The 26,373-nt window shown below is 56.2% G+C and carries 24 protein-coding genes; 18 read left to right on the forward strand and 6 right to left on the reverse strand.

The features are described from left to right. Positions 1-12 precede the first annotated feature (12 nt). From FQ179_RS11795 to FQ179_RS11805, 3 genes are all read left to right on the forward strand, one after another. A complete protein-coding gene (locus FQ179_RS11795) occupies positions 13-435 on the forward strand; it encodes a YchJ family protein (RefSeq protein WP_149397472.1) in 423 nt (140 codons plus the stop codon). Positions 436-518: 83 nt separating this feature from the next. Next, positions 519-1,127 carry a DNA-3-methyladenine glycosylase gene (locus tag FQ179_RS11800; RefSeq protein ID WP_188074592.1) on the forward strand — a complete coding sequence of 203 codons (609 nt, stop codon included), beginning with the start codon at positions 519-521 and terminating at the stop codon, positions 1,125-1,127. A 71-nt stretch (positions 1,128-1,198) separates the two neighbouring features. Then, a complete protein-coding gene (locus tag FQ179_RS11805; RefSeq protein WP_149397474.1) occupies positions 1,199-1,711 on the forward strand; it encodes a thioesterase family protein in 513 nt (170 codons plus the stop codon). Positions 1,712-1,831: 120 nt separating this feature from the next. Here FQ179_RS11805 and FQ179_RS11810 read toward each other — a convergent pair whose 3' ends face one another. Continuing rightward, a complete protein-coding gene (locus FQ179_RS11810) occupies positions 1,832-2,257 on the reverse strand; it encodes an OsmC family protein (RefSeq protein ID WP_149397475.1) in 426 nt (141 codons plus the stop codon). Positions 2,258-2,395: 138 nt separating this feature from the next. Here FQ179_RS11810 and purT point away from each other — a divergent pair, with 138 nt between their 5' ends. Continuing rightward, a complete protein-coding gene (gene purT, locus FQ179_RS11815) occupies positions 2,396-3,598 on the forward strand; it encodes a formate-dependent phosphoribosylglycinamide formyltransferase (protein WP_149397476.1) in 1,203 nt (400 codons plus the stop codon). Positions 3,599-3,662: 64 nt separating this feature from the next. Here purT and FQ179_RS11820 read toward each other — a convergent pair whose 3' ends face one another. Continuing rightward, positions 3,663-4,871 (reverse strand): IS256 family transposase, encoded by a 1,209-nt coding sequence (locus FQ179_RS11820; protein WP_149397705.1) that lies wholly within the window; start codon positions 4,869-4,871, stop codon positions 3,663-3,665. A 41-nt stretch (positions 4,872-4,912) separates the two neighbouring features. Continuing rightward, positions 4,913-5,269 carry an STAS domain-containing protein gene (locus FQ179_RS11825; protein ID WP_149397477.1) on the reverse strand — a complete coding sequence of 119 codons (357 nt, stop codon included), beginning with the start codon at positions 5,267-5,269 and terminating at the stop codon, positions 4,913-4,915. Between the two features lie 347 nt (positions 5,270-5,616). Here FQ179_RS11825 and FQ179_RS11830 point away from each other — a divergent pair, with 347 nt between their 5' ends. From FQ179_RS11830 to alr, 3 genes are read left to right on the forward strand one after another with little or no spacing between them, the layout of a single operon-like run. Continuing rightward, entirely contained in the window at positions 5,617-7,389 is a 1,773-nt protein-coding gene (locus FQ179_RS11830) for a solute carrier family 23 protein (protein ID WP_149397478.1), read from the forward strand. A 17-nt stretch (positions 7,390-7,406) separates the two neighbouring features. Then, positions 7,407-7,844, forward strand: a complete 438-nt coding sequence (locus FQ179_RS11835; RefSeq protein WP_149397479.1) for an ATP-binding protein — start codon at positions 7,407-7,409, stop codon at positions 7,842-7,844. Positions 7,845-7,863: 19 nt separating this feature from the next. Continuing rightward, positions 7,864-9,024 (forward strand): alanine racemase, encoded by a 1,161-nt coding sequence (gene alr, locus FQ179_RS11840; protein WP_188074593.1) that lies wholly within the window; start codon positions 7,864-7,866, stop codon positions 9,022-9,024. On the opposite strand, the gene FQ179_RS11845 is transcribed toward alr, so the two are convergent. Next, the gene (locus tag FQ179_RS11845) at positions 9,014-11,455 is read right to left on the reverse strand and encodes an MFS transporter (protein WP_149397481.1); all 2,442 of its coding nucleotides are present in this window, start codon (positions 11,453-11,455) and stop codon (positions 9,014-9,016) included. The two genes, alr and FQ179_RS11845, sit on opposite strands and share 11 nt — an antisense overlap. 183 nt (positions 11,456-11,638) lie before the next feature. Between FQ179_RS11845 and FQ179_RS11850 the strand changes: the two genes are divergently transcribed. Further along, positions 11,639-13,654 carry a SpoIIE family protein phosphatase gene (locus tag FQ179_RS11850; protein WP_149397482.1) on the forward strand — a complete coding sequence of 672 codons (2,016 nt, stop codon included), beginning with the start codon at positions 11,639-11,641 and terminating at the stop codon, positions 13,652-13,654. Next, positions 13,651-14,829 (forward strand): ABC transporter substrate-binding protein, encoded by a 1,179-nt coding sequence (locus FQ179_RS11855; RefSeq protein ID WP_149397483.1) that lies wholly within the window; start codon positions 13,651-13,653, stop codon positions 14,827-14,829. The genes FQ179_RS11850 and FQ179_RS11855 overlap by 4 nt, the downstream gene beginning before the upstream one ends. A 158-nt stretch (positions 14,830-14,987) precedes the next feature. On the opposite strand, the gene FQ179_RS11860 is transcribed toward FQ179_RS11855, so the two are convergent. Next, positions 14,988-16,547 (reverse strand): glutamate-cysteine ligase family protein, encoded by a 1,560-nt coding sequence (locus FQ179_RS11860; protein WP_255474963.1) that lies wholly within the window; start codon positions 16,545-16,547, stop codon positions 14,988-14,990. A 112-nt stretch (positions 16,548-16,659) separates the two neighbouring features. Further along, positions 16,660-17,604, reverse strand: a complete 945-nt coding sequence (locus FQ179_RS11865; protein ID WP_370459872.1) for a Bug family tripartite tricarboxylate transporter substrate binding protein — start codon at positions 17,602-17,604, stop codon at positions 16,660-16,662. Positions 17,605-17,799: 195 nt separating this feature from the next. On the opposite strand from FQ179_RS11865, the gene FQ179_RS11870 reads away from it, so the two are divergent. The 9 genes from FQ179_RS11870 (at position 17,800) to FQ179_RS11910 (ending at position 26,141) form a co-directional block, all read left to right on the forward strand. After that, positions 17,800-18,408: a 2-hydroxychromene-2-carboxylate isomerase gene (locus FQ179_RS11870; RefSeq protein ID WP_149397485.1), complete on the forward strand. Its 609-nt coding sequence runs from the start codon at positions 17,800-17,802 to the stop codon at positions 18,406-18,408. A 300-nt stretch (positions 18,409-18,708) separates the two neighbouring features. Then, the gene (locus FQ179_RS11875; RefSeq protein WP_149397486.1) at positions 18,709-18,993 is read left to right on the forward strand and encodes a DUF1488 family protein; all 285 of its coding nucleotides are present in this window, start codon (positions 18,709-18,711) and stop codon (positions 18,991-18,993) included. A gap of 64 nt (positions 18,994-19,057) precedes the next feature. Continuing rightward, the gene (locus FQ179_RS11880; RefSeq protein WP_149397487.1) at positions 19,058-19,972 is read left to right on the forward strand and encodes a LysR family transcriptional regulator; all 915 of its coding nucleotides are present in this window, start codon (positions 19,058-19,060) and stop codon (positions 19,970-19,972) included. A gap of 136 nt (positions 19,973-20,108) precedes the next feature. Beyond that, positions 20,109-20,918 (forward strand): putative hydro-lyase, encoded by an 810-nt coding sequence (locus tag FQ179_RS11885; protein WP_149397488.1) that lies wholly within the window; start codon positions 20,109-20,111, stop codon positions 20,916-20,918. A 121-nt stretch (positions 20,919-21,039) separates the two neighbouring features. Further along, a complete protein-coding gene (locus FQ179_RS11890; protein WP_149397489.1) occupies positions 21,040-22,098 on the forward strand; it encodes a TRAP transporter substrate-binding protein in 1,059 nt (352 codons plus the stop codon). Positions 22,099-22,142: 44 nt separating this feature from the next. Beyond that, positions 22,143-22,766 (forward strand): TRAP transporter small permease subunit, encoded by a 624-nt coding sequence (locus FQ179_RS11895; RefSeq protein WP_149397490.1) that lies wholly within the window; start codon positions 22,143-22,145, stop codon positions 22,764-22,766. Further along, on the forward strand, positions 22,763-24,046 hold the full coding sequence (locus FQ179_RS11900) for a TRAP transporter large permease (protein WP_149397491.1): 1,284 nt from the start codon (positions 22,763-22,765) through the stop codon (positions 24,044-24,046). Before FQ179_RS11895 ends, FQ179_RS11900 begins: the two co-directional genes overlap by 4 nt. A 37-nt stretch (positions 24,047-24,083) precedes the next feature. Beyond that, positions 24,084-24,773, forward strand: coding sequence for a DUF2848 domain-containing protein (locus FQ179_RS11905; protein WP_149397492.1), 690 nt, complete (start codon positions 24,084-24,086; stop codon positions 24,771-24,773). A 9-nt stretch (positions 24,774-24,782) separates the two neighbouring features. Next, on the forward strand, positions 24,783-26,141 hold the full coding sequence (locus tag FQ179_RS11910) for an amidase (RefSeq protein WP_149397493.1): 1,359 nt from the start codon (positions 24,783-24,785) through the stop codon (positions 26,139-26,141). Positions 26,142-26,373 lie beyond the last annotated feature (232 nt).

Below are 26,373 nucleotides of genomic sequence, written 5' to 3' on the forward strand. Positions count from 1 at the left end.
CTCAAAACCCTGATGAAACGTCATGAGCATTCACTTATGAAGACAACGTGCCCGTGTGGCAGCCAATCACTCTATGAACAGTGTTGCGGACGGTGGCATCATGGCGCCCAACGTCTGCAGGCTCCTGACGCGCGCGCCTTGATGCGCTCACGTTACAGTGCGTTTGTACTTGACCTGCACGACTACCTGCTGGACACCTGGCACCCGCAAACGCGGCCAACCATGCTCGAACCTAACCCACCCGATATAAAGTGGCTGGGCCTTGAGATCAAAAATTTCAAGCAGCAAGATAATGACCATGCTACGGTTGAATTTGTGGCACGCCATCGGCTGGCAGGTCGGGCAATACGCATGCACGAGATCAGCCGTTTTATCAGGCAAGACGAAAAATGGCTGTATATCGATGGCGAGTTCATAGAAAAAAAGCAGAGGTAAAGCAAGGCGCTTATTGAGGAGAATGAAATGGACGCCTCCCACACCCTATGCGGCAACAGATTGAAATGAGGAGGAATGGAACCATGCCCGTCCAACCCATCACGCTAACGCTGCTATCTGAAGAAGCAGAGCTTCATCTGTGCACCTCATGTAGCGTCATGGCGCACCTGGTCGAGCGATATGGCCCCTGCGGCATTCTGCGGCGACGAAATACCGCTTTCCAGACACTGGCATCTTCCATTATTAGCCAGCAGTTGTCTGCCCGAGCGGCCAGCACTATAAAAAAACGCGTCATTGCGCTGTCTCCAGGCTTTACGCCTGCCGGCATCCTCAGCCTGTCACCCGAATCGCTGCGTACTGCTGGTCTTTCGTCGGCAAAAATTCGCTACATGACCGAGCTGGCGCAACGGCTGCAAGACGGGCGATTCAACTTTCGCCACCTGCGTCAGCAAAATAATGAAGACGTCATTACTGCACTGACAGACCTTCCGGGGGTTGGGCGCTGGACTGCTGAGATGTTTCTTATTTTTGGTCTGAAGCGGCCCGACGTACTGGCGCTGGACGATGTAGGCCTCCAACGTGCTGTGCGTCTACTTTTTGGCGAAACAGCCACGCTTGAAGGCGTAAGCGACAGTTGGCGACCCTACCGGTCTGTGGCCTCATGGTATTTATGGCGATCGCTGGATGAGTGAACAGCGCACAAAACCCCGCTGTGGTAGCGTTGGGCTCTGAACCCTTCCTGACACTTTATACGAAAACAACCATGCCAGAGACAACAAACCTAAGCACCGCCACCGCCCAGCTCAACACAACACTCACCGTTTCGCCAGAGTGGATTGATTTATATGGCCACATGAATGCCTCCGAATACGTGGGTGTATTCGACCATACAGGTTACAAGCTGCTGGGCCAGTTGGGCGTGGGCGAGAGCTACACGGCTGCGACGAACTGCGGCATCTACACCGTGGACATTGCCGTAAATTACCGCCGCGAACTGCTTGTGAATGCACCCCTTGAGCTGCGGCTACGCGTACTGGCTGCCGACCACAAGCGCTTGCTATGCCTGATGGAGCTATACCAAACTGATGACGGCTATTTGGCCGCGACCATGGAACAGCTTTCTGTTCATGTTGATCTTGGCACGCGGCGTGCTACGGCATTTCCGGCTGACATTACCGAGCAGCTCCAGGCCGTCGCCATTGCGCATGCTGCCATACCCATGCCGGAGCGCCATATATCGCGCCTGTCGCTGCTAAGGCCTAAAAAACCCGTTTAACGGGCCGTTGCGGGCAACCCTGCCCGCCGGCCCGTTTACGTCAACCCATGCCTGGCTCACACATGTTGGCCACGCTCGGCTCGTGATGCACAAGCATGGCGCGCTTCGCCTGTGCAAACTTTAGGCTGCCAGCGTTGCCTCCATGGTGATCTTGGCATTAAGCACTTTTGAAACAGGGCAACCTGTTTTGGCCTGACCCGCAATTTTCTGGAATTGGGCGTCATCCAGACCTGGCACACTTGCTTGAACCGTAAGGTGGCTGGTCGTGATTTCAAAACCGCCATCTTTCTTCTCGATGGTTACGGCGGCCTGCGTGGCGATGCGGTCAGGGGTGAAACCCGCCTCACCCAGCATTAGCGACAATGCCATGGAGAAACAACCCGCGTGGGCTGCTGCAATCAACTCTTCAGGGTTGGTACCTTTACCGTCCTCAAACCGTGATTTGAAACCATAGGGTGCCTGCTTCAGTACACCTGTCTCGGTAGAGATGGTGCCGCCGCCGTCCTTGATGCCGCCTTTCCATTCTGCAGATGCTTTCTTGCTCATGTCGACTCCTCTTGTTCAATTGGTGTTGAAAAAAGCTCAGAAACTAACGATAACGGATAAGCCTCGTCCCCGGGGCTACAAGCCGTAACTACAACCTATACAATTCAGTATCTTTGTTATGAGCACAAGCGCCCCGACATGAGCAAATTAGGCACACCTTTATCTCCGACGGCTACCCGCGTCATGTTGCTGGGCTCTGGCGAGCTTGGCAAAGAAGTCATTATTGCGCTGCAGCGTCTGGGCGTCGAAACCATCGCCGTAGACCGATACGCCAATGCTCCCGGTCAGCAGGTTGCGCATCATGCGCACACCATTACCATGAGCGACCCTGACCAGTTAAAGGCGCTGATCAAGGCCGAAAAGCCCGATCTCGTCGTACCCGAAATCGAAGCCATCGCTACAGAGGCGCTCGAAGAGCTCGAGTCTGCTGGCCTGGCACGGGTGATTCCCACAGCACGCGCCACCCGGCTGACCATGAACCGCGAAGGCATACGTAGCCTGGCGGCTGAAACCCTGAGCCTGCCAACCAGCCCATATGCGTTCTGCGATTCACTTGAAGCGCTGCAGGCCGCCATCGATGGTGGCATAGGCTACCCCTGCGTGGTAAAGCCGGTCATGAGCAGTTCAGGCAAGGGCCAGAGCAAAATTGATGGCCCCGCCGATGTGGCAGCCGCCTGGCAATACGCCATGTCGGGCGGGCGCGTCAGCCATGGGCGCATTATTGTCGAAGGTTTTGTCGATTTCGATTACGAGATCACGTTGCTTACCGTACGCGCCCGTGGCGAAGATGGCCAAATTGAAACGCATTTCTGCGAGCCTATAGGTCATCTGCAGGAAGCCGGCGACTACATCGAAAGCTGGCAGCCCCAGCCCATGCACCCGCGTGCGCTACAGCAATCAAAGCACATTGCCCAGGCCGTTACCGACAATCTGGGTGGGCAAGGCGTGTTTGGCGTAGAGTTGTTCATTAAAGGCGAAGAGGTGTGGTTTAGCGAAGTGAGCCCGCGCCCACATGACACCGGCCTGGTCACCATGATTTCGCAATGGCAAAGCGAGTTTGAACTGCATGCCCGTGCCATTTTAGGCCTGCCTGTTGACACTCGCCTGCGCACACCCGGCGCCAGTGCTGTCATTTATGGTGGTGTCGACGGAGAGAACATCGTTTTTGATGGCGTAGACGCCGCCATGCGCGTGCCGCAGACCGATCTCAGGCTATTTGGCAAACCCGAAAGCTATGAGCGTCGGCGCATGGGCGTAGCGCTTGGGTATGACGACAACATCGACGGCGCGCGTCAGCGGGCTCGACAGGCAGCCGCTTGCGTAAAGGGCAAAAAAGCGTAAGGAAGGCCGGGCGGGGTTACCCCCCCATCCGAGGGTGTAAATAATTCTGTGTAACCGCCCGGGGTTATACGTAGTCGCTGATACGATCCTCGAATTCGATCATAAACCGGTTCAGCGCTGCCTTCCAATTGCGGATCGGCATTGACCATTTCTTTGATGCATCCATGATCGCCAGATAGACCACCTTGCGTGCTGAATCGTCGGTCGGGAAGAGCTTGCGCTTTTGGATGGCTTTGCGGATGACGCTGTTCAGTGATTCGATCGCGTTCGTCGTGTAAATGGCCTTGCGAATGTCCTGGGGGTAGCGGAACAGCGTGTTCAGATTGGACCAATGGTTGCGCCATGAGCGGCTGATGTGCGGGTACTTCTCGTCCCAACGCTGCCCGAACTGGTCCAACGCCTGCAGCGCCTCTTCCTCCGTGGCTGATTGGTAAATGCGCTTCAGATCTGCCGTCACAGCCTTGTAGTCTTTCCAGGGCACATACTTCATTGAGTTGCGCACCATGTGAACGATGCACAGCTGTATTTGGGCCTGTGGATACGCGGTACTGATGGCATCGGGAAAGCCCTTGAGTCCATCCACGCAGGCGATGAGGATGTCCTTCACACCACGGTTTTGCAGCTCAGTGAGAACTCCCAACCAGAATTTGGCACCTTCATTCTCGGAGAGCCACATGCCCAGTAGCTCCTTGTGGCCATCCAGATTCACACCCAGAGCCAGGTAAATCGCCTTGTTGATCACCTGCTTGTCCTGGCGGATCTTGACCACGATGCAGTCCAGATAGACGATAGGATAGACCGGGTCCAGCGGGCGAGACTGCCACTGCACCACCTCTTCTATGACCGCTTCGGTCACCCTGGAAATCAGGGTCGGTGAGATATCGGCGTCGTACATCTCCTTGAACGTGGCGACAATTTCCCGGGTACTCATGCCTTTGGCATAAAGACTCAGGATCTTGTCATCCATCGAGGTAAAGCGTGTCTGGCTCTTTTTCACCAACTGCGGCTCAAAGCTGCCCTCGCGATCACGGGGCGTGTTCAGATCGAACTGGCCGTCCTCCGTCTTCAGGGTCTTGGTGGTGTAGCCATTGCGGCTGTTGGCGTTCTCAGACGATTCGTGCCGCCTGTAGCCCAGGTGCTCATCGAGCTCGGCCTTCAGAGCCGCCTCGACCGTGATTCTGGTCAGCATCTGGCTAAATTCGTTCAGATCCTTCTCGGTCTTGATGCCTTTTGCCGCCTCGCGTGCGAAGGCTTCCAGTTCTTTCTTGTTCATCATGCCTATCCTTACCCATGCAGGGTTTTATGATAGGCGGTTTACACAGTTTTATTTACAGGCTCCCCCATCCGGCTTACCGCCTCACTACGGCTGGCAACCACCGTTAAAATCGATAGAAACCCGCTAATATCGAACACCTCATGCACTTGAGGCTGCAGGCCGCATAAAACCAGTTGCCCAGATTTTTGTTTCAAGCCTCTGGCAAGTATTAAAACAACACGCAGGCCAGCGCTGGAGATATAGTCAAGGCCGCTTAAATCTAGCGCGCACAAGCGTTCCCCTTGCTCAACATAGGCCAGTAACCCTGACTCGACTTGCGCCGCATTGGCGCTGTTGATCTGGCCTGAGGCGGATATCACCAGAACCTCGCCGATTTTTTCGCTTGAGAGACTCATGAAGTAACCGTTGCATTAAAAGTAATTGATTGTAGCGGTTGCATGGAAACATGGAAGGCCTATTCCAACTTGCCACACCGACATCCCGCGAAAGCTGCACCCAAAAGAAATTGCTTCGGCGCATACGCTCTGTGACTACGTACATTGCAGATACAAGATCGCTTGCTGCCTACACAATACAGCGTCAAGCAATTTGGAAGATCACATGTTGTATCAAATCATATTTCAGAGTGTAATCAAGCCCACTCGCCTGTCCGTTTAGCGCATCGTTTCAGAACACACGCAAAGCACTTCAGCGGCAACAACTACTCCGGCATCACTTTCGGGTTTCTTTCCAGAGCATAACTATGTCTTTTCTTTCCAGAATTTCATTTCCCCGCTCGCCCGTTCTCAGGCGTCCGCCCGATTTGCTTTATGCCGCCGACGAAAGAGTGCCCGGCGCTGCGCTCGGAGGCCTGGCCTTCCAGCATATGGCCACGGCATTGGCATTGATCGCCTACGTCCTCGCAGCAGCAAAAATAGGAAACCTGGACGCAGAAACGACGCGCAACATGGTCACGGCAACCATTATTGGTATGGCAATCTCCACCTTTCTGCAGTCCTGGGGTGGGCGTTTGGGCGCGGGCGCGTTGCTGGTGCATATGCCCGACCCGCTGCTGGTTATCATCGTGGGGATGGTGGTGGCGGAGTTCGGGCTGGGTGGCATGTTCTTGCTGGGCGTGGTTAATGGCGCCGTAGCGATCTGTGCCGGTTATATTATTCCCCGATTGCGTTCTGTATTTCCTCCCGCCGTTGCGGGCATTGTCATTTGTGTGGCAGGGCTGTCGCTTGTTGCGCCTGCGTTGCGGCACACCACCGACATGGGCACGAGCGGCGCCATCAACATGGTCGACACCTTAATCGGCCTGATCACACTGGGTGTCATCGTTGGCATGTCAATCTGGGGCAGTCAGCGCACCAAGCTGCTGGCGCTGCTCACAGGGTTGCTCGTCGGTATCATTCTGACAGCCACGTTTGACAAAATTGACGGCCTCGAGCAGCTGAGACACACACCCCTCTTCGGTCTGCCACACCCTCCCATGCCCGCTTTTAACCTTGACCCTGGCGTGCTGTTGGCTGTGGCGCTACTCGCGCTTATGACCCAGCTTGATACCTTCGGCAGCGTTGTCCTGCTGCAGAAAATGAACGATGCCGATTGGCGCCGCGCTGACATGAACAAGGCTGGCAGCGGCATACGGGCCAACGGCCTGGGCAACTTGCTGGCTTCGTGGCTGGGCGCGTACCCCAATGCCGTGTCGTCGGCCAACATCGCCCTGGCACACATCAGCCGCTCCACATCACGCTGGATAGGGCTGGCCACCGCCGGTCTGCTGGCACTTGCTGCCTTTCTGCCGAAAGTATCGCTAGGTCTCACCCTGATCCCCACCCCCGTCATCGGGGCGGTCGAACTTTACGCGGCAGCCTACTTGATCGTTTCGGGCATTGAATTGATTGCTTCACGCGCCATGGATTCGCGCGGTATCTTCCTGGTAGGTCTGTCTTTCATTACGGGTATAGGCACCATGTTCGTACCCGAACTGGCTGAGCAAGCGCCCCAGAGCATACAGTTCTTGATGAAGAACGGCATTATCGTCGCAGGGCTCACCGCCATCATCCTTAACCTGCTGTTCCAGATGGGCACCTCGAAGCGCGCGCGACTCGAAATAAGCCAAGACATCGCCCCCGCCGATGTGGCCCGACTAGCCATCGGCTTCGTAGAGCAACAAGGCGCCATCTGGAATGCCCGGCGCGAAGTCGTACGTCGCGCGGCCACAGCAGCGCTTGAGGCCACCGAGGCCCTGCAGGCCGACACGAGCCGTCGACTGCTGGCCATACAGGGCGGCTTTGATGAGTTCAATCTTGACCTGGAGCTTATCCACACCGGAGACCCGTTGAGTCTGGTGGCAAAAGCCACCGCCGATACCACCAACCTGCTGGATATAGACGGCGCTGCCTTCGAAGAAGCATTGAACCATGCGCTTGCCGGCCTGCCTGAAGTGCTGCTCAAACGCATGGCAGATCGCGTAAGCAGCGGAACAATCGGTAAAACCGCCTACCTTCGATTACATTTTGACCACTAACCTCTCCAAGAACGCCCATGCAGACAATTGCTTCGTTGTCACTTGTATCAGGACCAAACACCGTCACGCAGGCGCTGGCGTGGCTTGAAGCGGTCGCCATACAACAGCAATGGCCTCCTAGAACAGGGTTTACGCTGGGGCTGTGCCTGGACGAGGCCTTGACCAATGTGGTGCAGTATGGTTTCAAGGGCAGAGAAAACAATACTGACAACCGCATAGAACTTACAGTGCTGCAAACCGAAGACACGCTGCTGATCGAAGTTACCGATAACGGCCTGCCATTTGACCCAACGCTGGAAGAGGTGCCGCCGCTGGCGACCTCACTGGATGAGACCGCCGTTGGGGGCCATGGCCTACGCCTGATGCGACATTATCTGCAAGACATTGAGTATCGTCGAACCGAGAAGCACAACCATCTGCGCCTGGTTGCCGCCCTCGACGCCAATGGCCAGTAACAGGAAGAAAACACACGCCATGGCCACCGATACGCACACTTGCACCAACACTGCGGACAGCTATTCGTGTCATGCTTCGCCTGTCGCACTGATTGATCACCTTGCGATCAAGCACAATATCGCACGGTTGCGCCAACTGCTTGCCAAAGGCCAGTCGAACCACGCTCCGCACATATGGGCGGTTGCCAAGGCGGACGCCTACGGCCATACCCTGGAACTTGCCTACCCTGGTCTGTGCAGCGCCGATGGCCTGGCCGTACTCACGCTCGACGACGTGCGACACTGCCGGGCCTTGGGCTGGACGGGCCCCATTTTGGCCATGAGCCCCCAGGTCACTCGGGCAGAGCTTAAAGACCCTGCTCTGTATCCGCTGCATCTCATCATCGATCACGCTGAACAGCTTGCGCACCTCGCAGCCCTCAATCCTCGCTTTGCCCCGCACGTATGGTTGCGGTTTCGAGCAAGCCTGAACCATGCAGGCTTCGACCAGACTGACTATCGCAAGGCCTACGCATTTTTGCAGACGGCCCTGCGCGAGGGCCGTCTGGCGGGGCTGGGGCATCTGCAACACTATGCCAGCGCCGAAATTGCCGAGCAATTGCGCAAAGAGCGACAGGTCTTTCAGGCGCTGATCTGCGGCATGCCAGGCCCGGTATGCACCGAGAATTCGGCAGCGCTACTCTCAGACCACGCTGCCGCAGCCGCAGCCGCAACAGACTGGGTACGCAGCGGCATCGCCGTGTACGGTATCAGCCCTTTGCATGGCATGAGCGGCCATGATCTGGGCTTGCGGCCCGCCATGGTTCTGCAAGCACCTGTTTATGGAATTCAGGTTCTGGGGGCGGGCGAGTTTCTGGGCTATAACAGCCGTTTTCAGGCTACCCGGCAAACACGCGTGGGGCTGGTTCGCTGCGGCTACGCCCACGGCTACCCGCGCGGGCTAGCTGAAGGCTGCGAAGTCATGGTATATGGGCGCAAAGCCACGATTATCGGCAGGGTATCCATGGACACACTCACCATAGACTTAAGCGACCATCCTGACGTCGGCTGCAATGCCATGGTGACCCTGTGGGGCACACATGAGCTCCCGATAGAAACCGTAGCACGTCAGGCTAATACCATTCCTGCCCAGCTGTGTACAGCACTTACAGCGCGCGTGCCGCGCCTGGCTATGCCTTGACCTGCCTGGGTGCCACCAGCAAGAAAGCCAGGGTCGCCAATAGATAAAACGCACCCGTCACGGCAAGGCCTCCCGATATTCCCACAGACGCGAACAACCCGCCTACCGCAAGTGGCCCCAGCATCTGGCCGAACTTGTCAGCCGCACGCATGACGCTGGTCGCACCACCGGCACCGTAGTGGTGCACGCTATCGAGCGACAGCATATACACGGTCTGCGCACCACCAGCCAGACAGCTCGCCAGCGCCAGCAGTACCACCGCCACCGCAGCAGCAAGTACACCGTTGGCAAAATACATGCTGAGCAGCCCCACGCTTCCCACAATGCCCCCCAGCACAATCCACTGTTTTTTATAAGCACTGCGGTCTGCCATGCGGCCCATCCAGGGCCCAATGTAAATCACGCAAAACCCATAAAGCATCAAAATACGACCGACACTCGCCGACGTAGCACCCTGCTCCTCCATATACAAGGGCAGCGCATAGGTCAGCAGACCCACCTGGGCAATGGAAAACGGAATCACACACCCGGCAAGCAGCATGCCAAAGTCGCGTGTACCCAGCAAAGCGCCCACTGCCCGCCAGGAGCGCACCACGGGCGACACCACAAAGGCAGCCACTTTTTGCGCCGCCATATGCCGGTATGGCCACATCAACGTAAAGACACCCAGCGTCGGCAGCACCAACAGCAACGCACCGATGGCAAACACCGCTGCCGCTCCCACCTGTTGCACCAGCATGGCCCCCACCGCAGCACCCGACAAATGCCCGGCAAACAGACCGGCGATGACCGTGGCCATGTTTCTGCCGCGATAGGCCGCCGGGCTCCGCAATACGATAAAGCCTTGCAAGCCCATCCAGGTCAGCCCGTACCCCAGCCCCACCAGCCCCCTGGCAAGGGTGAACCATGCCAATGAGCCCGCCAGCGCACAAAACAGATTTCCCAGCACGGCCACCAGCAGGCCTGCAAGCACCGGCCACTGCCAACCCCGTCTATCCGTCAAGCGTCCTGCCAACAAGGCGGTCAGCAAGCCGCAACCCATTTCGACGGCAATGGGCAGCGCCATCAACAGCGCTGCGCTCTGGTCAGGCTCGACACTCGTCAGTAAAGACTTTGCATAAAGGGGCAAGAAGCTAAGCGGCAGCGCCATGGCGAACAAGAATCCGAACATCACGGGCCGTACAAGGGCGCCAACATTGGTTTGGTCGTCCAGCCCTATGGGTTCGCCACTTTTACCGGACATGCGCGTTGAAAACGCACGATCCATGAGCAGAGCAAGCAAAAGCAAAAGCTCTATGGCCACCACCATGGCAACGGCAACCACGGTTGCCGCATCCAGAACGCGCGCGCGCACTCCCGCTGATATCTGCGCTTCATTGAGGCCGATCTGAAGCGTGGCCAGGACAGGGCCTTGAGAGTCTGCCCTGAGCGGAAAAACCAAAGGGTCTCGCAGCGCTTGCGCGTCGTGCAGCACCATGGCCCCCTGCGCATTGGCGCGATTCAACAGCTTGCCCTGCCCATCGAGCAGACGCAGCTCCGAAATAAACGGAAAGGAGGCTGCCAAACGCGACATAGGCTGTTCTACACCGCGCAGCGAAGTCGGCGCAACACCATACCCCAATACACGGTTCAGATCGTGCTGCAAGGCACTCCCTAAAATTAGGGTGTTGTCTTGCGTAACCCCTACCCAGACATCACGAAATGTATGGATGGTGTAGGCGGCATAAGCGCCCTGCGCCAGCATCAGAATGACCAGCGGGATCAGCAGGCGCGCTTTGCTTGCTGCCGCCAACTGATGCAGTGGCATGGCATAACGAAAGGTCAATGCCAGCAACAAGGCTGCCACCAGCGTTGACAGCCCCAGCACCAGAATGTTGTCGCGCAGCAGGCTGCCTTGCTGCATATCCGTGGGTTCGACCCGCAATACCACGGCTCCGGCAAGCACACCATCGGGCTGCATTAACGGGACCGCAACACGTATGCCCTGCGCGTCAGACAAGCTGACCGCCCCCGAAGACAGGCGCGACACGTCGTTGCTCCCGATGCGCCCCGACGACAGCGCCTGCAGCAGAAGGTCGGAATTGGCCGGCTCACCCACCGACGCCAGCTCCTGGCCGTTGATCAGCAAAACGCTGGCCGCAGCAAAATCAGGAACCTGCTCTTTAAGCTGATCCAGCAATGAAGACAGCCCGAAGAACTGGGCCAGGGGTTTACCCAGCGCCATGCCGGTCTGGATTTGAGACGATGTTCGCCGGGCCAGCAGTTCAATGCGTTCAGCGGTATTGTCAGTGGTCAGACGATTTAAGGCTGAAAGGCTGAGTGCACCAATTAGCCCCTGCGCCAGCAAAAGCACTACCATGCAAGCTAACAGCACGTCACGCAACGGCCTGCGGCGTGGTTGTTTAAGGGCTGGTTCGTGATCCGCTGTCATCGTGTTTTGCGTAATGCCTCTTCATACTTTGTTGTTCTTTAGGCCGTGCTTAGCCACGCAGGTGAACGCTATTGCCCTTAAAACGAACGGGGCCACCCATGCAATAGTAATTTACAATCAAATTCAAATGCATACTTTACGGTCGGCCTTGCCACCACAACTTCCCAGCGTGAGCCGCTACTTATGCGATTGACATCGCTGCGCAGCAAAATCTTCCTGCTGGTTGGTATGACGCTGCTGCTGGGCGCTGTCACCGTCATGCTGGTCACACAGCGCAACGTTACCCGCAGCGTCATCGCCAGCGAGCAGCAGGCCGTCACGAACGTGCTCAACCTGCTCATGCGCGATAGTGAGGCGCGCTGGGGCGCCTTGCTCTCCGACAAGATCAGCACGGTGCGCAACGGCCGTACCCATCTGGTGCAGCTGGGCGCTACCATACGATCCGTGTTGAACATGTATGCAGAACAGGTTGCGAACGGGCAGCTCAGCGCAGACCAGGCCCGCGAGCTTGCCAAGCACTGGATCAACACGCTACCGCTAAGTGATCAGCGATTCAGCTTTATCTTCGATCACAAGCTCAATGTCATCGCCAGTGGCAGCCCCGATCTATTGGGCATGAATTTGTCGGGCCTGCAAGACTTCAAGGGGCATCCGCTCGCTGCGTCGGCATACCAGGAGGCCCGCACCACCGGCCAGAGTTTTGCCATCTATCGCTGGCCCGGAGCCGACAACAAAGACGAACTGCGCTACGCCTATTTCTCGTACTTCGAGCCATGGGACTGGATTTTCGCCATTACAGACAACGCGCTCGATATTTCCAACCAGTTCGAACGCAGGCGCACGGAAATGGAGACCGCCGTCAGAGAGGCTTTGGTTTCGCTACGTCTGGCCGATTCAGGTTTTGCCTTTATTGTTGAGAATGACGGCCAGCTGGTTTCCCCCCTGCCCGAGCGACAAGCTGGCCTGCTGAGCGATCGAGACTCGAACAGTGGGCAGACCCTGCTCGACATGCTGCGCACTATTTCCGCTCGCGGCGAAATCGCCAAGTTTCCCTTCGACAGTCAGGCCAGTCAAAACGTCTGGCAAATCAGCGCCGCCCACTTTAAGCCGCTGGGCTGGACCATTGTCGCGGCCGTTCCCAACGATGATCTGACTCGGCCAGCTACCCAATTACTCAAAAGGCTGAGCATATACTTTCTTGGGATACTGCTGATCTCATTGATTGTCGCGTGGCTTCTATCGGCGCGCATTACGCGCCCACTGCAGCAGTTAACCCTCTTTGCGCGCAAGCTGCCTGAGCAAGACTTAAGTGCTGCGGCTGACATCCCCAGCCATATCGCCCAGTTGCCGAACAGGCAGCCAGACGAGGTGGGCAGACTGGCTTCGACGTTTATCTTTATGGACAAGAAGCTGCGCGAAAACATCGCCCACCTACTGCGCGAAACCTCTAGCCGCGAACGCCTCGAAAGCGAACTGAATATCGCCCGCGACATCCAGATGGGGCTGCTGCCCGTACCACTACCCCCAGACATTCTGGAAAAAATAGACTTATACGCCACCATGCTGCCCGCAAAAGAAGTGGGCGGTGATCTCTACGATTACTTTCTGCTCAACAACGGAAAGCTGTGCTTCGTCATTGGCGACGTATCTGACAAGGGCGTTCCGGCGGCCCTATTCATGGCGGTAACGCGCACCCTGATCAGAGCCTGTGCCGAAGACGAAACAGACCCTGCCTTGCTTATGGAGCGCGTCAACAACCGCCTGTCGGAAAACAACCCCAACATGATGTTTGTAACGCTGGTGCTGGCCGTTATCGACCTGGATACGGGCGAGCTAACGTGGGCCAATGGCGGGCACCCGCCAATGTGTATTTTGCAGGCTGACGGCGAGTTACGCATGTTAGAAGGCCGCAGCGGCCCCGCCTGTGGTGTGCAAGAAGGCATACCTTACCGTCATTTCTCTACCGTTCTTGAGTTGGGAGAAACCGTATTGGGCTACACCGACGGTGTCACCGAAGCGCTAAACCCTGCGGGCCAGCTCTATGGCGAACCTAAACTGTTCAGCTTTCTGGCGCACAAGGTGCCGGTTGCCGTGCAAGTAACCACGCAAGGCCTGATTGACGACGTGCGCCGGTTCGCCGACGATACAGACCAATCGGACGACATCACCGTCATTGCAGCAAAAAGGGCCGCACCATGATTTCACGCCTTATTGCCATCATCTTCATCCTCATGGGGCTGTGCACGGCTACTCTGGCAGCACAGCACGTATCCACGAGCGAACCAGGCATACCTGCGCAAGTTTTCAAGACCACCCCTGTAAACAAAGCCGACGGCTCACGCTGGCGCATCGGCTACGTGGAAAGCGGTGAGTACTCTGAATACCCGGCAACACTAGCGGCAGTCATTCAAGGCCTGCAACGCCTGGGCTGGCTAACACTAGACGCTGACATGCCCCGAGGGCTAAGCGGTCACGAGCTATGGATCTGGCTAAGCCAGCATACGCAAAGCAAGTATCTGGAGCTGGTTAAAGACGCCTGGTGGCAACCCGGCAATTTCGATGCCGAGCAACGCGCGCCCATGCGGCAAGCGATAGCTCAACGTATAGAGCAAAAACACGACATTGACCTGATCATTGCCATGGGCACCTGGGCGGGTCAGGACATGCGTCAGATCGGGCCACCCGTACCCACTATCGTCGGTTCGACCAGCGACCCGCTGGCGGCCAAGATTGCCGACAGCGCCGCTGACAGTGGGCGTGACAATCTGCATACACGCATAGAGCCCGAACGCTATCAGCGCCAGGTAAGGCTTTTTCACGAGATTGTCCCGTTCAAAGAACTGGGCATTGTTTATGAAGACAGCGAAGCCGGCCGCACGTATGCGGCGGTCAGCGCCGTGGAACAGGTAGGTCGCGAGCTTGACTTCACTATTCGTCGTTGCCATGCACAATCGAGCAGCATCTCCACCGAAGCAGCCATAGACAACGCATTAAAATGCTACCAGCAGCTTGCCGACCAGAACGTGGAAGCCGTCTATGTGACCACGCATCGCGGCGTCACCCTGACCTCAGTCAGATCAATTGCCCATATTTTCGAAAAAGCCAAGATACCCAGTTTTTCAATGGCAGGATCCAAAGAAGTTGAGCAAGGCATACTGCTGAGCCTGGCGCAGGCCGATACAACGTATGTGGGCCTATTTCACGCCGAGACCATCGCACGCATATTTAATGGTGCCAAACCCAGACAGCTCAGCCAGCTATGGGTAGACCCACCCAAGATTGCACTCAATCTGGGCACCGCACGCATCATCGGTTTTGATCCGCCCGTCGACATTCTGCTCGCCGCTGACGAAGTTTATGAAATCGCCCCTTAACGACTATTGCGGCACAGGCGCAGGCGACCCCCCCTCAGCCGCGGCAGTTTAGAGGGCCTGATGCCAGACTGCCCATAGGGCAAGCGAGGCTACTCTGCCTGGCGGCGTAAAAGTCTAAACACATTCCAACTGCACCGCCGGCTGGTAGGCTACCCCTATTAGACGTGCTTTTGGTTGGGCATAGCCCCAAACTCTGCAGGATGCAATGCCACATGCCTGGCCTGCAGCGCGACCAGTTTCTGCGCCTCGGCGCCACGGCCAGCCATCCAGGTGTCCAGCTGCCTGTCGGCGGCACTGCGCCCGCTGGCCAGAACGAAATCAGGATACGCAAGCCAGTGCTCTTCGGTTTTATCCAGCCCGGCTTTGGCCACAGCCAGCACGTCTGTGCACAAAGCCCGAACATGTGCGTCCTCCATGCCGGCACGCATGGCAGGAAGACGCAGGCTTCCAAGCGTTTGCCAGCCGCGATCTATCACCAGTCGCCAGGCCTCGTCCAGATTGGCCAGCAAGCCGGCCTGAAGTGCAGAGGGCGACAGCAGCACACTGTAGGCAACGTCCGTACCTGCTTCTTCAATCAATGCCGCATCGGCAAACACTGCCCCAGGCGCCCGCGCCTCAATATAGGTCTGCGCACCATGGGCGGCAAACAGAGACTCCAGCCCGCCGTCCTGCCGCCAGGCCTGCATAATTTCTTCCAGTGCCGGAAGCCGGTCTAGCCTATAGCGCAAGCGGGCGTCCAGAAACTGACCAATTTGTGAATACTCGACATGATGGGCATGGGGCTGCAGTAACACTGTCTGCCCCGTATCGGTGCGTCGCCCCGGCCATTGCGGCGACTGCAGAAACACCATCAAGCTGGGGGCCTCATCCAAAATAACAACTGGCGCAGCCTTGTAATCGTACGAGGCGTTCATGGGCAGACCACGTGTCACCGTACCGCCACCAAACATCCAATTGAAAAAGTCTGCCATGTCATGAAACGCTCTTTTCGGATACGTACTCAAAAACAGATCACCCGGAAATCGCGCAGGCCCGAAAACCCGGGCCCAGAGTGTCATGCGGTTTTCTTTGTAACCGGCAGGCACACCCGACTCCAGGGGGCTATTGGCAAATAATGCAATACTTGCCGGCGCCAGTGCAACCGCCACGTTCAGTGCCTGCACCGCGTGTTCCACCGGCACCGACGTATTCGCGCCGTTCTGGGCCTTGGCATCTATACCCTCCCAATGATGCCAGCCTCTATAACCCCGCAATTCGTTATAAATAGTGCGGGGAACGCACACGCTTTCATACCAGCGCTGATCCCGTGGGCAAGCAGGGTGTTGCGACGCGTTCAGCACGCAGGCCCCATCCGCTTTCAGCGCCTGTTGCGTATCGGCCAGTTCCTGATATGCCACGGCGGCCAGACGGTCCAACCCGCCCTTCCCACCTGCCACAGGCGCCATAGCGGTTTCAAGCAAGTTAAAACCATTGTCCAGCCCACACTCTGCGAGCGGGGTGTGAGCGCCCACACAACGCTGATCGATAAAAACCGGCTCGCACACCTGACCGCGCGCCCGCTTGATGGCCATTAGCGAGTCAAAATACGACTGTACAGGCAAACTGGCACCTGTGGCGGCATCAACCACCACCATTTCCATTTCCAGGCCTAGCTTTGGACGGTACTGCTCACCGTCATCGACGCGCTCAGGGATGCGGGCAGTAGGCAAAATGGCCACGTTCGTTCAACTATCCCTGATCAAATTCAAAATAAGAGTTGTCGGGCAAGGCCTCACGCTAAAGAATGGGGCCTTGCGCTCAGACGGGCGAACCGCTTAGTTTTTACGCCTATTAATCAAGCTGAATGTTTAGCTCTTTTACCAGGACTCCCAGTCGGTCGGCTTCGGACACTACCAGCTGCATAAATTGCTCGGGTGTGCCACCAACCACTTCGCTGCCTATGCCTTCCCATTTCTTGGCAAACTCGGGATCCTGAAATATTTCGTTCAGGGCCGTGTTGTACTTTACGATAATGGGTTCTGGTGTACCCGCTGCGGCCACAATGCCGTGCCAAGCATAATAATCAAAGCCATCTACACCAGACTCTTGCATGGTCGGAACATTTGGTAGCTGTGCTGAGCGCTTGGCGGTGGTTACTGCCAATGGTCTGAATACACCACCTTGTATGTGCTGCATGGAGCTGCCCAGAATATCAAACATACTGGTGATATGACCACCCATTAAATCCGTCAAAGCCGGGCCGGCACCTTTGTAGGGAACATGCTGTAGGGACGCACCCGTTACTTTTTTGAATAATTCTCCCCCCAGATGCTGCGGCGACCCATTGCCGGCAGACCCAAAGGTGACAGACTCAGGGTTTGCCTTTGAAAAATCAATGTATTCCTGCACCGACGTAATCGTGTTTTTTTCGCTAACTTCCAGTACCAACGGAAACTTTGATATTTGAATAATAGGAGCGAAATCTTTGATCGGATCGTACTGCAGGTTTTTGAACAAGGTCTGATTAACAGACATGTTGCCACTGGCTGCGAGCAAAATGGTGTTTCCATTGGGCTTGGATTTAGCTACTTCTGCCGAACCGATGTTTCCACTTGCACCCGCTTTGTTTTCAACAATAACGTTAACGCCCAGCTTTTTGCTCAACGGCTCGGCAATTAACCTGGCCATCAGATCAGTGGGGCCGCCCGGTGGGTACGGTACGATAAAGCGTATTGATTGATTCGGCCAAGCATCGCTCGCCTGTGTAACGGTGGGCAACAACAAGCCCATGCTCATTACGACCGCATACACTGAATGTTTCAGCATTTTCGCTCCTCCTTGTGAAGCTTATAAGAATATTTTTTCGGTTACGCTGGCTAAACTATGTATACCAGTGCTATACCGCTTCATAGTGATATATCAGCAAGTCATAATAGCCGAATGGCCAACTTCGTGATTGAGCAACGGCTGTCTTCTCAACCTAGGACGCAAATGAAAACCATAACTTATTATTTTTCGCCACAATCGCCTTGGGCGTATCTTGGCCATGACCAGTTAATGGCCATGGCCGAAAAATATCAGGCAGAAGTATTGCCACGTCCGTGTGCATTTGGCACACAAGTATTCCCCGTTTCAGGCGGCCTGCCACTTAAACAGCGGCCTGCCCAACGCCAGGAATACCGGTTGGTCGAACTTAAGCGCTGGTCTGAGTTTCGCGGCCTGCCGCTGAACGTACACCCACAACATTTCCCCATCGACGAAACCATCGCGGCCCGCATGATCGCCGCCACCATCAAGCAAGAAGACAAGGCGCCTGCTCTGGCTCTGACCGGTGCGCTGTTTCGCGCAATCTGGGCCCAGGAACGCAACATCGCCGACGCCGACACACTGATTGAAATCGGCAACCAGTGCGGGCTTGACGGCGCACAGCTCTATGCCAACCTTGACAGCGGCAGCCAGCTGTTTGAGCAGTACACCCAGGAAGCCATTGCAAGCCGGGTTTTTGGCGCGCCCTGGTATGTGTATGAAGGTGAGCCATTCTGGGGTCAGGATCGTCTGGACTTCCTGGAACGTGCATTGGCACGAACGGGCAATACCTAACGTGTAGTCGTCGCCCAAGCGTCACCAAAATATATTTTTTCACGGCCACGTTACTTCCGGGCAAAATCGGAACTACCATGGTCTGGTGAGGCACTCCGGCTTGATGGCAGGAGGGTCTCACGATCATGACCCAGAGCAGCCTCAGCGTCTAAATTGCTATGCCCAAGGTCTCGCGCAACGGCGTTTAAAAAGAGAGGCTAGCGTTCACGAACGTGACCTGTGTACTGCATGAGTCAGACAGATCGGCACCCCCGATCGCGGGCCGGTTCGTCCGGTCTGTTCACGCTTCAGGAGAAAATCATGGGTGATTTTGCCAAAATAACAAACGCCAAGTTCGAAGAAGGATATATTCGATTTTCGTGGGGCACAGGTGAAAGTCTGCGTATTTATGAAATTTCTGAAGAAGCGCTGCGCCAGGTATTTAGCGCACACGACGATACCGGAAGCGGCCTGCTCGACGCTTTCGAAAAAGGACGTGAGCAGATCATCCGTGCGGCAGAAGAAAGTCGCAATACACCCACAGACGGCATCATCGAACTGGGCAGCGGTGACTTCGAAGTAAACAACGACATGACGCCTCCGTGAGCCCATACTCCAACCTCATGAGTGTTAACGCACTCTGGCATGCCTGCACACGGTAACGATTACGATGGAATTCAGGCAAATTATTGCTTTTGTATGGGTCGCCGAACTCGGCAGCTTTCGTGCTGCCGCCGAAAAGCTTAATACGACGCAGCCCTCCATCTCGCAGCGCATTGCCGGCCTTGAGTCATCTCTGGGCGTCAGGCTGTTCGAGCGTGGCGCCCGTGGCATCAAGCTTACCGAAAAAGGCCAGGAGCTTTTGTCGCATGCACAACGCATGCTTGAGCTGCGTAGCGAGATGCTCAAGGTTGCACAAAACCCCGACGCTGTGCGCGGCACGCTTAGGCTTGGCAGTTCTGAAACGCTGGTGCACACTTGGCTGCATGAGTTCATTGATGCAATACATCATAAATACCCTGCACTGACGCTTGAAATCCAAGTCGATACCACTCACGTTCTGCGCGAACAACTTGCCTCACACCAGCTTGACCTGTCTTTGCTGGTGGGACCCTCGCAAGACCCTCGCGAACGCCACCTGCATCTCTGTGACTATGAGCTGGCCTGGATCGCCAGCCCCGGCCTGAAAATGCACGGACGCCCCGTGACCGTGAGGGAGCTGGGCAAGTACCCCGTTATTACCTACCCATCCATGAGCCTGCCCTATCAGGCCGCCAAGAACCTGTTATTGGAAGCAGGGGTGAAATCACCCCGACTGTATGGCAGCGCTTCGCTCAGCACCATTGTTCAGATGACACGCCGCGGCATAGGCCCCAGCGTTATCGCTCCCGCCGTCATCGTCAATGAGATCAGAGAGGGGCTGCTATGTCTGTTGGACGTAAACAAAACCCCTGATCCCCTGGGTTTCTACGCCTGTTGGATGGAGTCTCCAGACAGCCATACCGTTCAAACCGTGGCGCGCCTGGCGCAGCGCATTGCCCGTAAATCACTGGCAAAGCGCCTTGCGGCAGACGCAGCCCCCTAGCGACCGACACCAATACAATCGAGACATAAGCATTTCTTATCGCAAAGCATTCAAACTAACAATTGGACAAGCTTAGCCACATGCGCTGGAATAGACACTATAGCTACACAGCCACATTGGCGTCAGGGGGAGGTGTATGGATCGCAATGAAAGCAGCAGCCAAACACAGGCTGCAGAGGCGGCACGATGTCGCCAGTTAATCCGGCAGGGCAAACATGTCGGCCCGACGGCAGGCCTGGCACCAGGGTGTGTACAGGCAAACCTGATGATTCTGCCTCAGGCATTGGCGTCTGAGTTTCTGCTGTTTTGTCAGCGCAACCCCAAGCCGTGTCCTGTGCTGTCTGTGACGGCGCCTGGTGAGATCGCATTGCCCGACATGGGCGCCAACATCGATATCCGCACGGACGTACCCCGCTACCGGGTATGGCGGCATGGCGAACTTGTGTCCGAACCGCAAGACCTGCTCGATGTCTGGCGCGACGATCTTGTTACGTTTGCCATCGGCTGCTCTTTTTCATTTGAAGAAGCGCTGCTTGCCGATGGGCTGGAGCTGCGTCATATAAGCCAGGGCTGTAATGTGCCCATGTACCGCACTAACGTTCCCACAACGGGCACGCCGCTGCTGCAAGGCCCCATGGTTGTTTCCATGCGCCCCTTCAAGGCCGCTGACGCCATACGAGCCATTCAGATAACCAGCCGATTTCCTGCCGTACACGGTGCACCTGTACACATCGGAGACCCGTCGCTTATTGGCATAGCGAACATACAGCAGCCAGATTATGGCGACCCCGTCACCATAAAGGACGATGAAATACCCGTTTTCTGGGCCTGTGGTGTTACGCCTCAGGCCATCATCAACCAGGTAAAGCCCGAGTTCAGCATTACCCATGCGCCGGGTCATATGCTCATCACCGACATCAGCAACAACCAACTCGCAATATTGTAGCGTCCGCAGGCTTATCAGACGTTTAATACGTCGCCAGACCTCAACGGGCTTTCACTAACCCGTTGATTAACCTCTTATAAACACAACCGGTCACATCCGGACACCCTCTAGGAGAGACATAATGAACAAACCTTTCTTGTCCATACTTGCCGCCAGTGCCCTGCTGTGCGGTGCCAACGCCGTTGCCCAAGATAAAGTTGCAGGGCTGCCCGAAACTCACCTTCAGGTGGTTGGCGGGCTTAGCAACCTCACGGCTTATCAAAACTTCGAACAACCTTTCTGGCTCAAGACCGTTCCCGAATTGTCTGAGGGCAAAGTTACTGCCACGATCAAGGGCTTTAATGAAATGGGCCTGAAAGGCCCTGAAATACTGCGTCTGATTGGTCAGGGAGTGATTCCCATAGGCTCTGCCACGCTCGCCTATTTTGCCAGCGATGACCCCATTAATGAGGCTATCGACCTGGCCGGCATCGCGCCCACCGCCAAAATTGCGCGCGAAGTAACCGATGCGTTCGCACCGGTCTACGAAAAGTATTATCACAAGCAAAATATTAAGGTACTTGGTTTTTCCACCTACCCAGGGCAAGTGCTTTTCTGCAATGCCAACATCACCGGCCTGGCAGACATCAAGGGTAAAAAAGTACGTACAAGCAGCCGCACTACAGCCGAATTCGTTCAGGCACTGGGTGGCAGCGCCGTCACAATCCCATTTGGTGAGGTCGTCCCTGCACTGCAAAACGGCGTGGTTGATTGCGCCATTACAGGCTCCATGTCTGGTTACTCGGCCAAATGGTACGAGGTCAGCACACATCTTTATGCCCTCCCCATCAACTGGAACCAGCAGATACACGCCGCCAACCTCGACTACTGGAACAAGCTCGATCCCAAGGTGCAAGACTTTCTTCAGAAAAACTTCACGCTCATGACCGACAAAATCTGGGAAGACGCTGCTGCCGCAACCCAACAAGGCTATGACTGCAACACTGGTGCAGAAGCCTGCAACCTGCCAGTCAAAGGCAAGATGGTACTGGTTGAGCCTACCGCCGCTGACCGTGAGCTTCTGAAGAAAATCACGGATGACACAGTCGTTCCTAAGTGGGCGGCTCGCTGCTCTGCAGACTGCGTGAAAGAATGGAATGCAACGGTTGGCAAACTGCTGGGCATTACCGCCAAAAAATAACGGTAATGCACAGTTAAGCGTCTGCCATCAAACCGGAGGCCACCATGAGCCACAACGAACACTCTTTTCCCTTGCTCAGCCGGTTGTTGCGTGCGGCGAGTTCGCTCTCCCGCGCAGCAATCTGGGCGGCCGGTGGGCTGACGCTGATCAGCGCCCTGTACATCACGGTCGATGTACTGGCGCGCAAGTTCTTTCATTTTTCATTGGGCGGTTCGGATGAGCTGTCCGGCTATGCGTTTGCCATCAGCGTGTCGTGGGCATTGTCCTTCGCCACGCTGCAGCGCGCCAACATCCGTATCGACGCCTTGTATCAAATATTCCCACCTCGGGTGGGTGCCATACTCGACTGGGTCGCCCTGGTGGGTCTGGCAGTATTTATCGCTTACCTGACACGCTATGCGGGTGATGTTGCCCTGACGTCCTGGCAGCGTGGTTCAACTGCCAACTCCATCACCGCCACACCTTTGTGGATACCGCAATTTATCTGGGTGGCCGGGCTGGTTTGGCTGTGCATTGTGTTGGCACTTATGTTGTTGCGCTCGTCAGTCGCACTGGTCACAGGCGACCTGCGCGCCATACGAGAGCTGTGCGGCGTACGTACGGCTTCTGAAGAGGCACACGAAGAAGCCCAGCAAGGTGCACGGTTGGTCAAGGGAGACGCCTCATGATCTCAACATTCATGATCTTGTTGTTGGTGCTGCTGGGTATAAGTATTCCGGTCGGTGCCGCACTAGGCTTGCTTGGGTTGGTGCTGGACAGCGCGTATTCAATGCTGCCGCTGTCACGCGCAATAGGCGAAGTGGCCTGGGCGACCAGCATTGAATTTCTGTTGGTGGCCATTCCACTGTTTGTCATGCTGGGTGAAATCCTGCTGCGCTCCGGTCTGGCCGAACGCATGTATAACGCCATGTCACTTTGGCTGTCTTGGCTGCCGGGTGGCCTTATGCACGCCAACATCGGTGCCAGCGCATTGTTTGCCGCCACATCCGGCTCCAGCGTGGCAACCGCTGCTACCGTGGGCACTGTCGCCATCCCTCAAATCAAAAAGCAAGGGTATAACGAATCACTGTTTCTCGGTAGCCTGGCTGCTGGCGGCACTTTGGGCATACTCATACCGCCATCCATCAATCTGATTATTTACGGGGTGCTCACCAACACGTCCGTACCCCGTCTATACCTGGCTGGCATCATCCCTGGGCTGTTGATGGCAATATTGTTCATGCTGGCCATCGTCTTGGCCTGCACGTTCAAGCCTGCCTGGGGTGGCCGCACCATAAAAGCCAGTTGGTCCCAACGCCTGACCAGCCTTATTGATCTGCTGCCACCATTGTTTATATTTTTGCTGGTGGTGGGGTCTATTTATGCCGGTGTGGCCACGCCAACGGAAGCGGCCGCACTAGGGGTTACCGGGGCGCTTATTCTTGCTGCATTTGCGCGGCGGCTGACCATCACCATGCTCAAAGAAGTCTTTGAAGGCACGATGAAGTCCACCGCCATGATTATGCTTATCGTCATCGGCGCAGCCTTTCTCAACTTCATTATGTCGGGCACGGGCCTGACCAGCGCCATCACCAACCTGATCACAGGCCTGAACGTTTCCCCGCTCACCATGATATTGATCATCGTGGTTTTCTACCTGATATTGGGCTGCTTCATGGAAACGCTGTCCATGATGATCACCACCATCCCCATTGTTGCCCCCATCATGTTTGCACTGGGCTTTGACCCGGTATGGTCGGGCATCATCATCATTATTCTGGTCGAAGCGGCGCTTATTACCCCGCCCGTGGGCCTGAACCTGTTCGTGGTGCAGAGTTTGCGCGAAAGCGGAAACATGAACGATGTCATGAAAGGCAGTTTGCCCTTCGTCATCATGATGCTGGTCATGGTAGCAGTGCTCGTAGCCGCACCTGGCCTGGCTCTGTGGCTACCGCAATACTTCGGCTAAGCCGCCTAATCTTTTAACTTGTCGGAGACAATCAGGCATGAAACTTCAATTTACGCTTCACACGGCAACGCCTGAAAGCAAAGAGACCGTCGCGGTCGACATAGAAAATTTCGTCATTGCGGGTTGGGCAGGACGTGACAGCGCAGCCATTGAGCACCATATTCAAGAGCTGGCCGAACTCGGTATCCCGCGCCCAAGCGCCGTGCCTTTGTATTACCGCGTTGCAGCGAACCAGCTCAGCCAGCAAGAAAGCGTGCAGGTCGTGAGCGATGGGTCGTCTGGAGAGGTCGAGGCATTTATTTTTGCCGACCAGAACAGGTGGCTGGTAAGCCTGGTGTCGGATCACACTGACCGCAAACTGGAAGCCCACAGCGTGGCGCTGTCCAAACAGCTTTGCGTCAAGCCGGTAGGGCGCGATGCATGGCTGTTCGACGATGTAGCTGACCACTGGGATCAGCTGGTTTTGCGTTCGTCGATAACCGAAGATAATAAAAAAGTGCAGTATCAGGAAGGGCCTATGTCCCAGCTGCAACCGCCGGCAGACCTTATGCAAGACTACTTTGGCGATTCGGGCCTACCGTCTGGCTGGGGTATGTCTTGTGGCACGGTAGGCACCCAGGGAAGCATACGGCATGCTGTGTCGTTCGAAATGGAGTTGTTTGATCCCGTACTCAAACGCAGCCTGACCCACAGCTATACATTAGACATTCTTCCTGAAATCGCCTGAGGTACCACCATGCTGCCTACCATTCGTCAACTACACGCCTCGCTCACCACGGGTGAAACCACGTCTGCGGCACTGACTGAAGCCGCGCTGGCCCGCATCGACGCAACGGATGGCGAGGGTGGGCACGCATTTACTCACGTGTACCGCGAGCAGGCCTTGGCCGCTGCACAGGCTTCAGACACGCTACGAGCCGCAGGTTTGGCACGCTCGCCCATCGACGGCCTTCCCGTTTCTGTCAAAGACCTTTTCGACGTGGCCGGCGAGGTCACCTTGGCAGGTTCCGTCGTACTACAAGACACACCCCCCGCCGCACAAAATGCCGTTATCGTGCAACGGCTGATCAACGCGGGCGCTGTCATCGTCGGAAAAACCAACATGACCGAGTTTGCGTTTTCGGGTCTGGGCATCAACCCCCATTACGGCACCCCTCGCAGCCCCTGGGACCGCGCAACCGGCCGCATTCCTGGCGGTTCATCATCGGGTGCCGGTGTCTCCGTGGCCGATGGTATGTCAGTCGTCGCCATCGGTACTGACACGGGCGGGTCCGTACGTATACCTTCTGCGTTTTGTGGTTTAACAGGCTTTAAGCCAACGGCGCGCAGAGTGTCTGCAATCGGTGCACTACCGCTTTCAACTTCGCTAGACTCCATTGGCCCGTTGTCTGCCTCCGTAGAATGCTGCGCCATTGTTGACAGCATTCTTTCCGGTGAGCCCTACCGGGAACCCAGCTCGCCCCAACCGGGTCAGCTAAGGTTCGCCGTGCCCTCGTCGGTGGTGCTCGATGGCGCCGACGAGCAGGTGGTCGCCGCATTCGATCGCGCCATAGAGGCATTGCGCGAGCAAGGCGCCGTCGTCCACCAACTGGATATCCCTGAGTTTGAACAGCTCGCGTATATCAACCGGCAAGGTGGTTTTGTGTGCTCCGAAGCGTGGGCATGGCACCGCAAACTGCTTGAACAACACGCTGATCTCTACGACCCTAGAGTTGCTTCACGCATTACACGTGGCAAAGACATGTCGGCAGCCGATTACATAGACTTGCTTGAAATTCGAAGTGCCTGGATCGCCTCGCTTACCAATCGCATGCGCCAGTATGACGCGTTGCTAATGCCCACATCGCCCATTATTGCGCCTGCCATTGCTAAGCTGCAGACTTCCGACGATGCTTACTTTGCCACCAATGGGCTTATCTTGCGTAACCCCACCATGATCAACTTTTTTGACGGGTGCGCGCTGTCACTGCCTTGCCATCGCAATGGCGAGGCCCCGGTCGGTCTTACGATTGCAGGGCCCGCCATGCACGATGCGCATATTCTGGACGTTGGTCTGGCGACAGAAAAAATTCTGCAAACCATACGCCAGGCCTGAGTTTTCCAGGGCCGTAATATCGGCGGCCATAACATGAGTCGACCTGCCTCTGCCTCTGCCGCAGGCACGCAGGCACGCAGGCACGCAGGCACGCAGGCACGCAGGGATTATGGCATTCTAAAAACGGTGTATCTCCACGAAAAACATCCCAAAAACTGGATAAAAAGCCAATTTCTTGAGGCGTAGCTCAATCAAACGGGCCTGAGTCATGCGCCGCTCTATCTTTGGAAAA

This window comes from Pusillimonas sp. ANT_WB101, assembly GCF_008369125.1.
Lineage (GTDB): Bacteria > Pseudomonadota > Gammaproteobacteria > Burkholderiales > Burkholderiaceae_B > Allopusillimonas.

Coding starts and splice junctions, on each gene's coding strand:
- FQ179_RS11795 (WP_149397472.1), top strand. CDS start 13: ATGAAACGTCATGAGCATTCACTTATGAAGACAACGTGCCCGTGTGGC.
- FQ179_RS11800 (WP_188074592.1), top strand. CDS start 519: ATGCCCGTCCAACCCATCACGCTAACGCTGCTATCTGAAGAAGCAGAG.
- FQ179_RS11805 (WP_149397474.1), top strand. CDS start 1,199: ATGCCAGAGACAACAAACCTAAGCACCGCCACCGCCCAGCTCAACACA.
- FQ179_RS11810 (WP_149397475.1), bottom strand. CDS start 2,257: ATGAGCAAGAAAGCATCTGCAGAATGGAAAGGCGGCATCAAGGACGGC.
- purT (WP_149397476.1), top strand. CDS start 2,396: ATGAGCAAATTAGGCACACCTTTATCTCCGACGGCTACCCGCGTCATG.
- FQ179_RS11820 (WP_149397705.1), bottom strand. CDS start 4,871: ATGAACAAGAAAGAACTGGAAGCCTTCGCACGCGAGGCGGCAAAAGGC.
- FQ179_RS11825 (WP_149397477.1), bottom strand. CDS start 5,269: ATGAGTCTCTCAAGCGAAAAAATCGGCGAGGTTCTGGTGATATCCGCC.
- FQ179_RS11830 (WP_149397478.1), top strand. CDS start 5,617: ATGTCTTTTCTTTCCAGAATTTCATTTCCCCGCTCGCCCGTTCTCAGG.
- FQ179_RS11835 (WP_149397479.1), top strand. CDS start 7,407: ATGCAGACAATTGCTTCGTTGTCACTTGTATCAGGACCAAACACCGTC.
- alr (WP_188074593.1), top strand. CDS start 7,864: ATGGCCACCGATACGCACACTTGCACCAACACTGCGGACAGCTATTCG.
- FQ179_RS11845 (WP_149397481.1), bottom strand. CDS start 11,455: ATGACAGCGGATCACGAACCAGCCCTTAAACAACCACGCCGCAGGCCG.
- FQ179_RS11850 (WP_149397482.1), top strand. CDS start 11,639: ATGCGATTGACATCGCTGCGCAGCAAAATCTTCCTGCTGGTTGGTATG.
- FQ179_RS11855 (WP_149397483.1), top strand. CDS start 13,651: ATGATTTCACGCCTTATTGCCATCATCTTCATCCTCATGGGGCTGTGC.
- FQ179_RS11865 (WP_370459872.1), bottom strand. CDS start 17,604: ATGAGCATGGGCTTGTTGTTGCCCACCGTTACACAGGCGAGCGATGCT.
- FQ179_RS11870 (WP_149397485.1), top strand. CDS start 17,800: ATGAAAACCATAACTTATTATTTTTCGCCACAATCGCCTTGGGCGTAT.
- FQ179_RS11875 (WP_149397486.1), top strand. CDS start 18,709: ATGGGTGATTTTGCCAAAATAACAAACGCCAAGTTCGAAGAAGGATAT.
- FQ179_RS11880 (WP_149397487.1), top strand. CDS start 19,058: ATGGAATTCAGGCAAATTATTGCTTTTGTATGGGTCGCCGAACTCGGC.
- FQ179_RS11885 (WP_149397488.1), top strand. CDS start 20,109: ATGGATCGCAATGAAAGCAGCAGCCAAACACAGGCTGCAGAGGCGGCA.
- FQ179_RS11890 (WP_149397489.1), top strand. CDS start 21,040: ATGAACAAACCTTTCTTGTCCATACTTGCCGCCAGTGCCCTGCTGTGC.
- FQ179_RS11895 (WP_149397490.1), top strand. CDS start 22,143: ATGAGCCACAACGAACACTCTTTTCCCTTGCTCAGCCGGTTGTTGCGT.
- FQ179_RS11900 (WP_149397491.1), top strand. CDS start 22,763: ATGATCTCAACATTCATGATCTTGTTGTTGGTGCTGCTGGGTATAAGT.
- FQ179_RS11905 (WP_149397492.1), top strand. CDS start 24,084: ATGAAACTTCAATTTACGCTTCACACGGCAACGCCTGAAAGCAAAGAG.
- FQ179_RS11910 (WP_149397493.1), top strand. CDS start 24,783: ATGCTGCCTACCATTCGTCAACTACACGCCTCGCTCACCACGGGTGAA.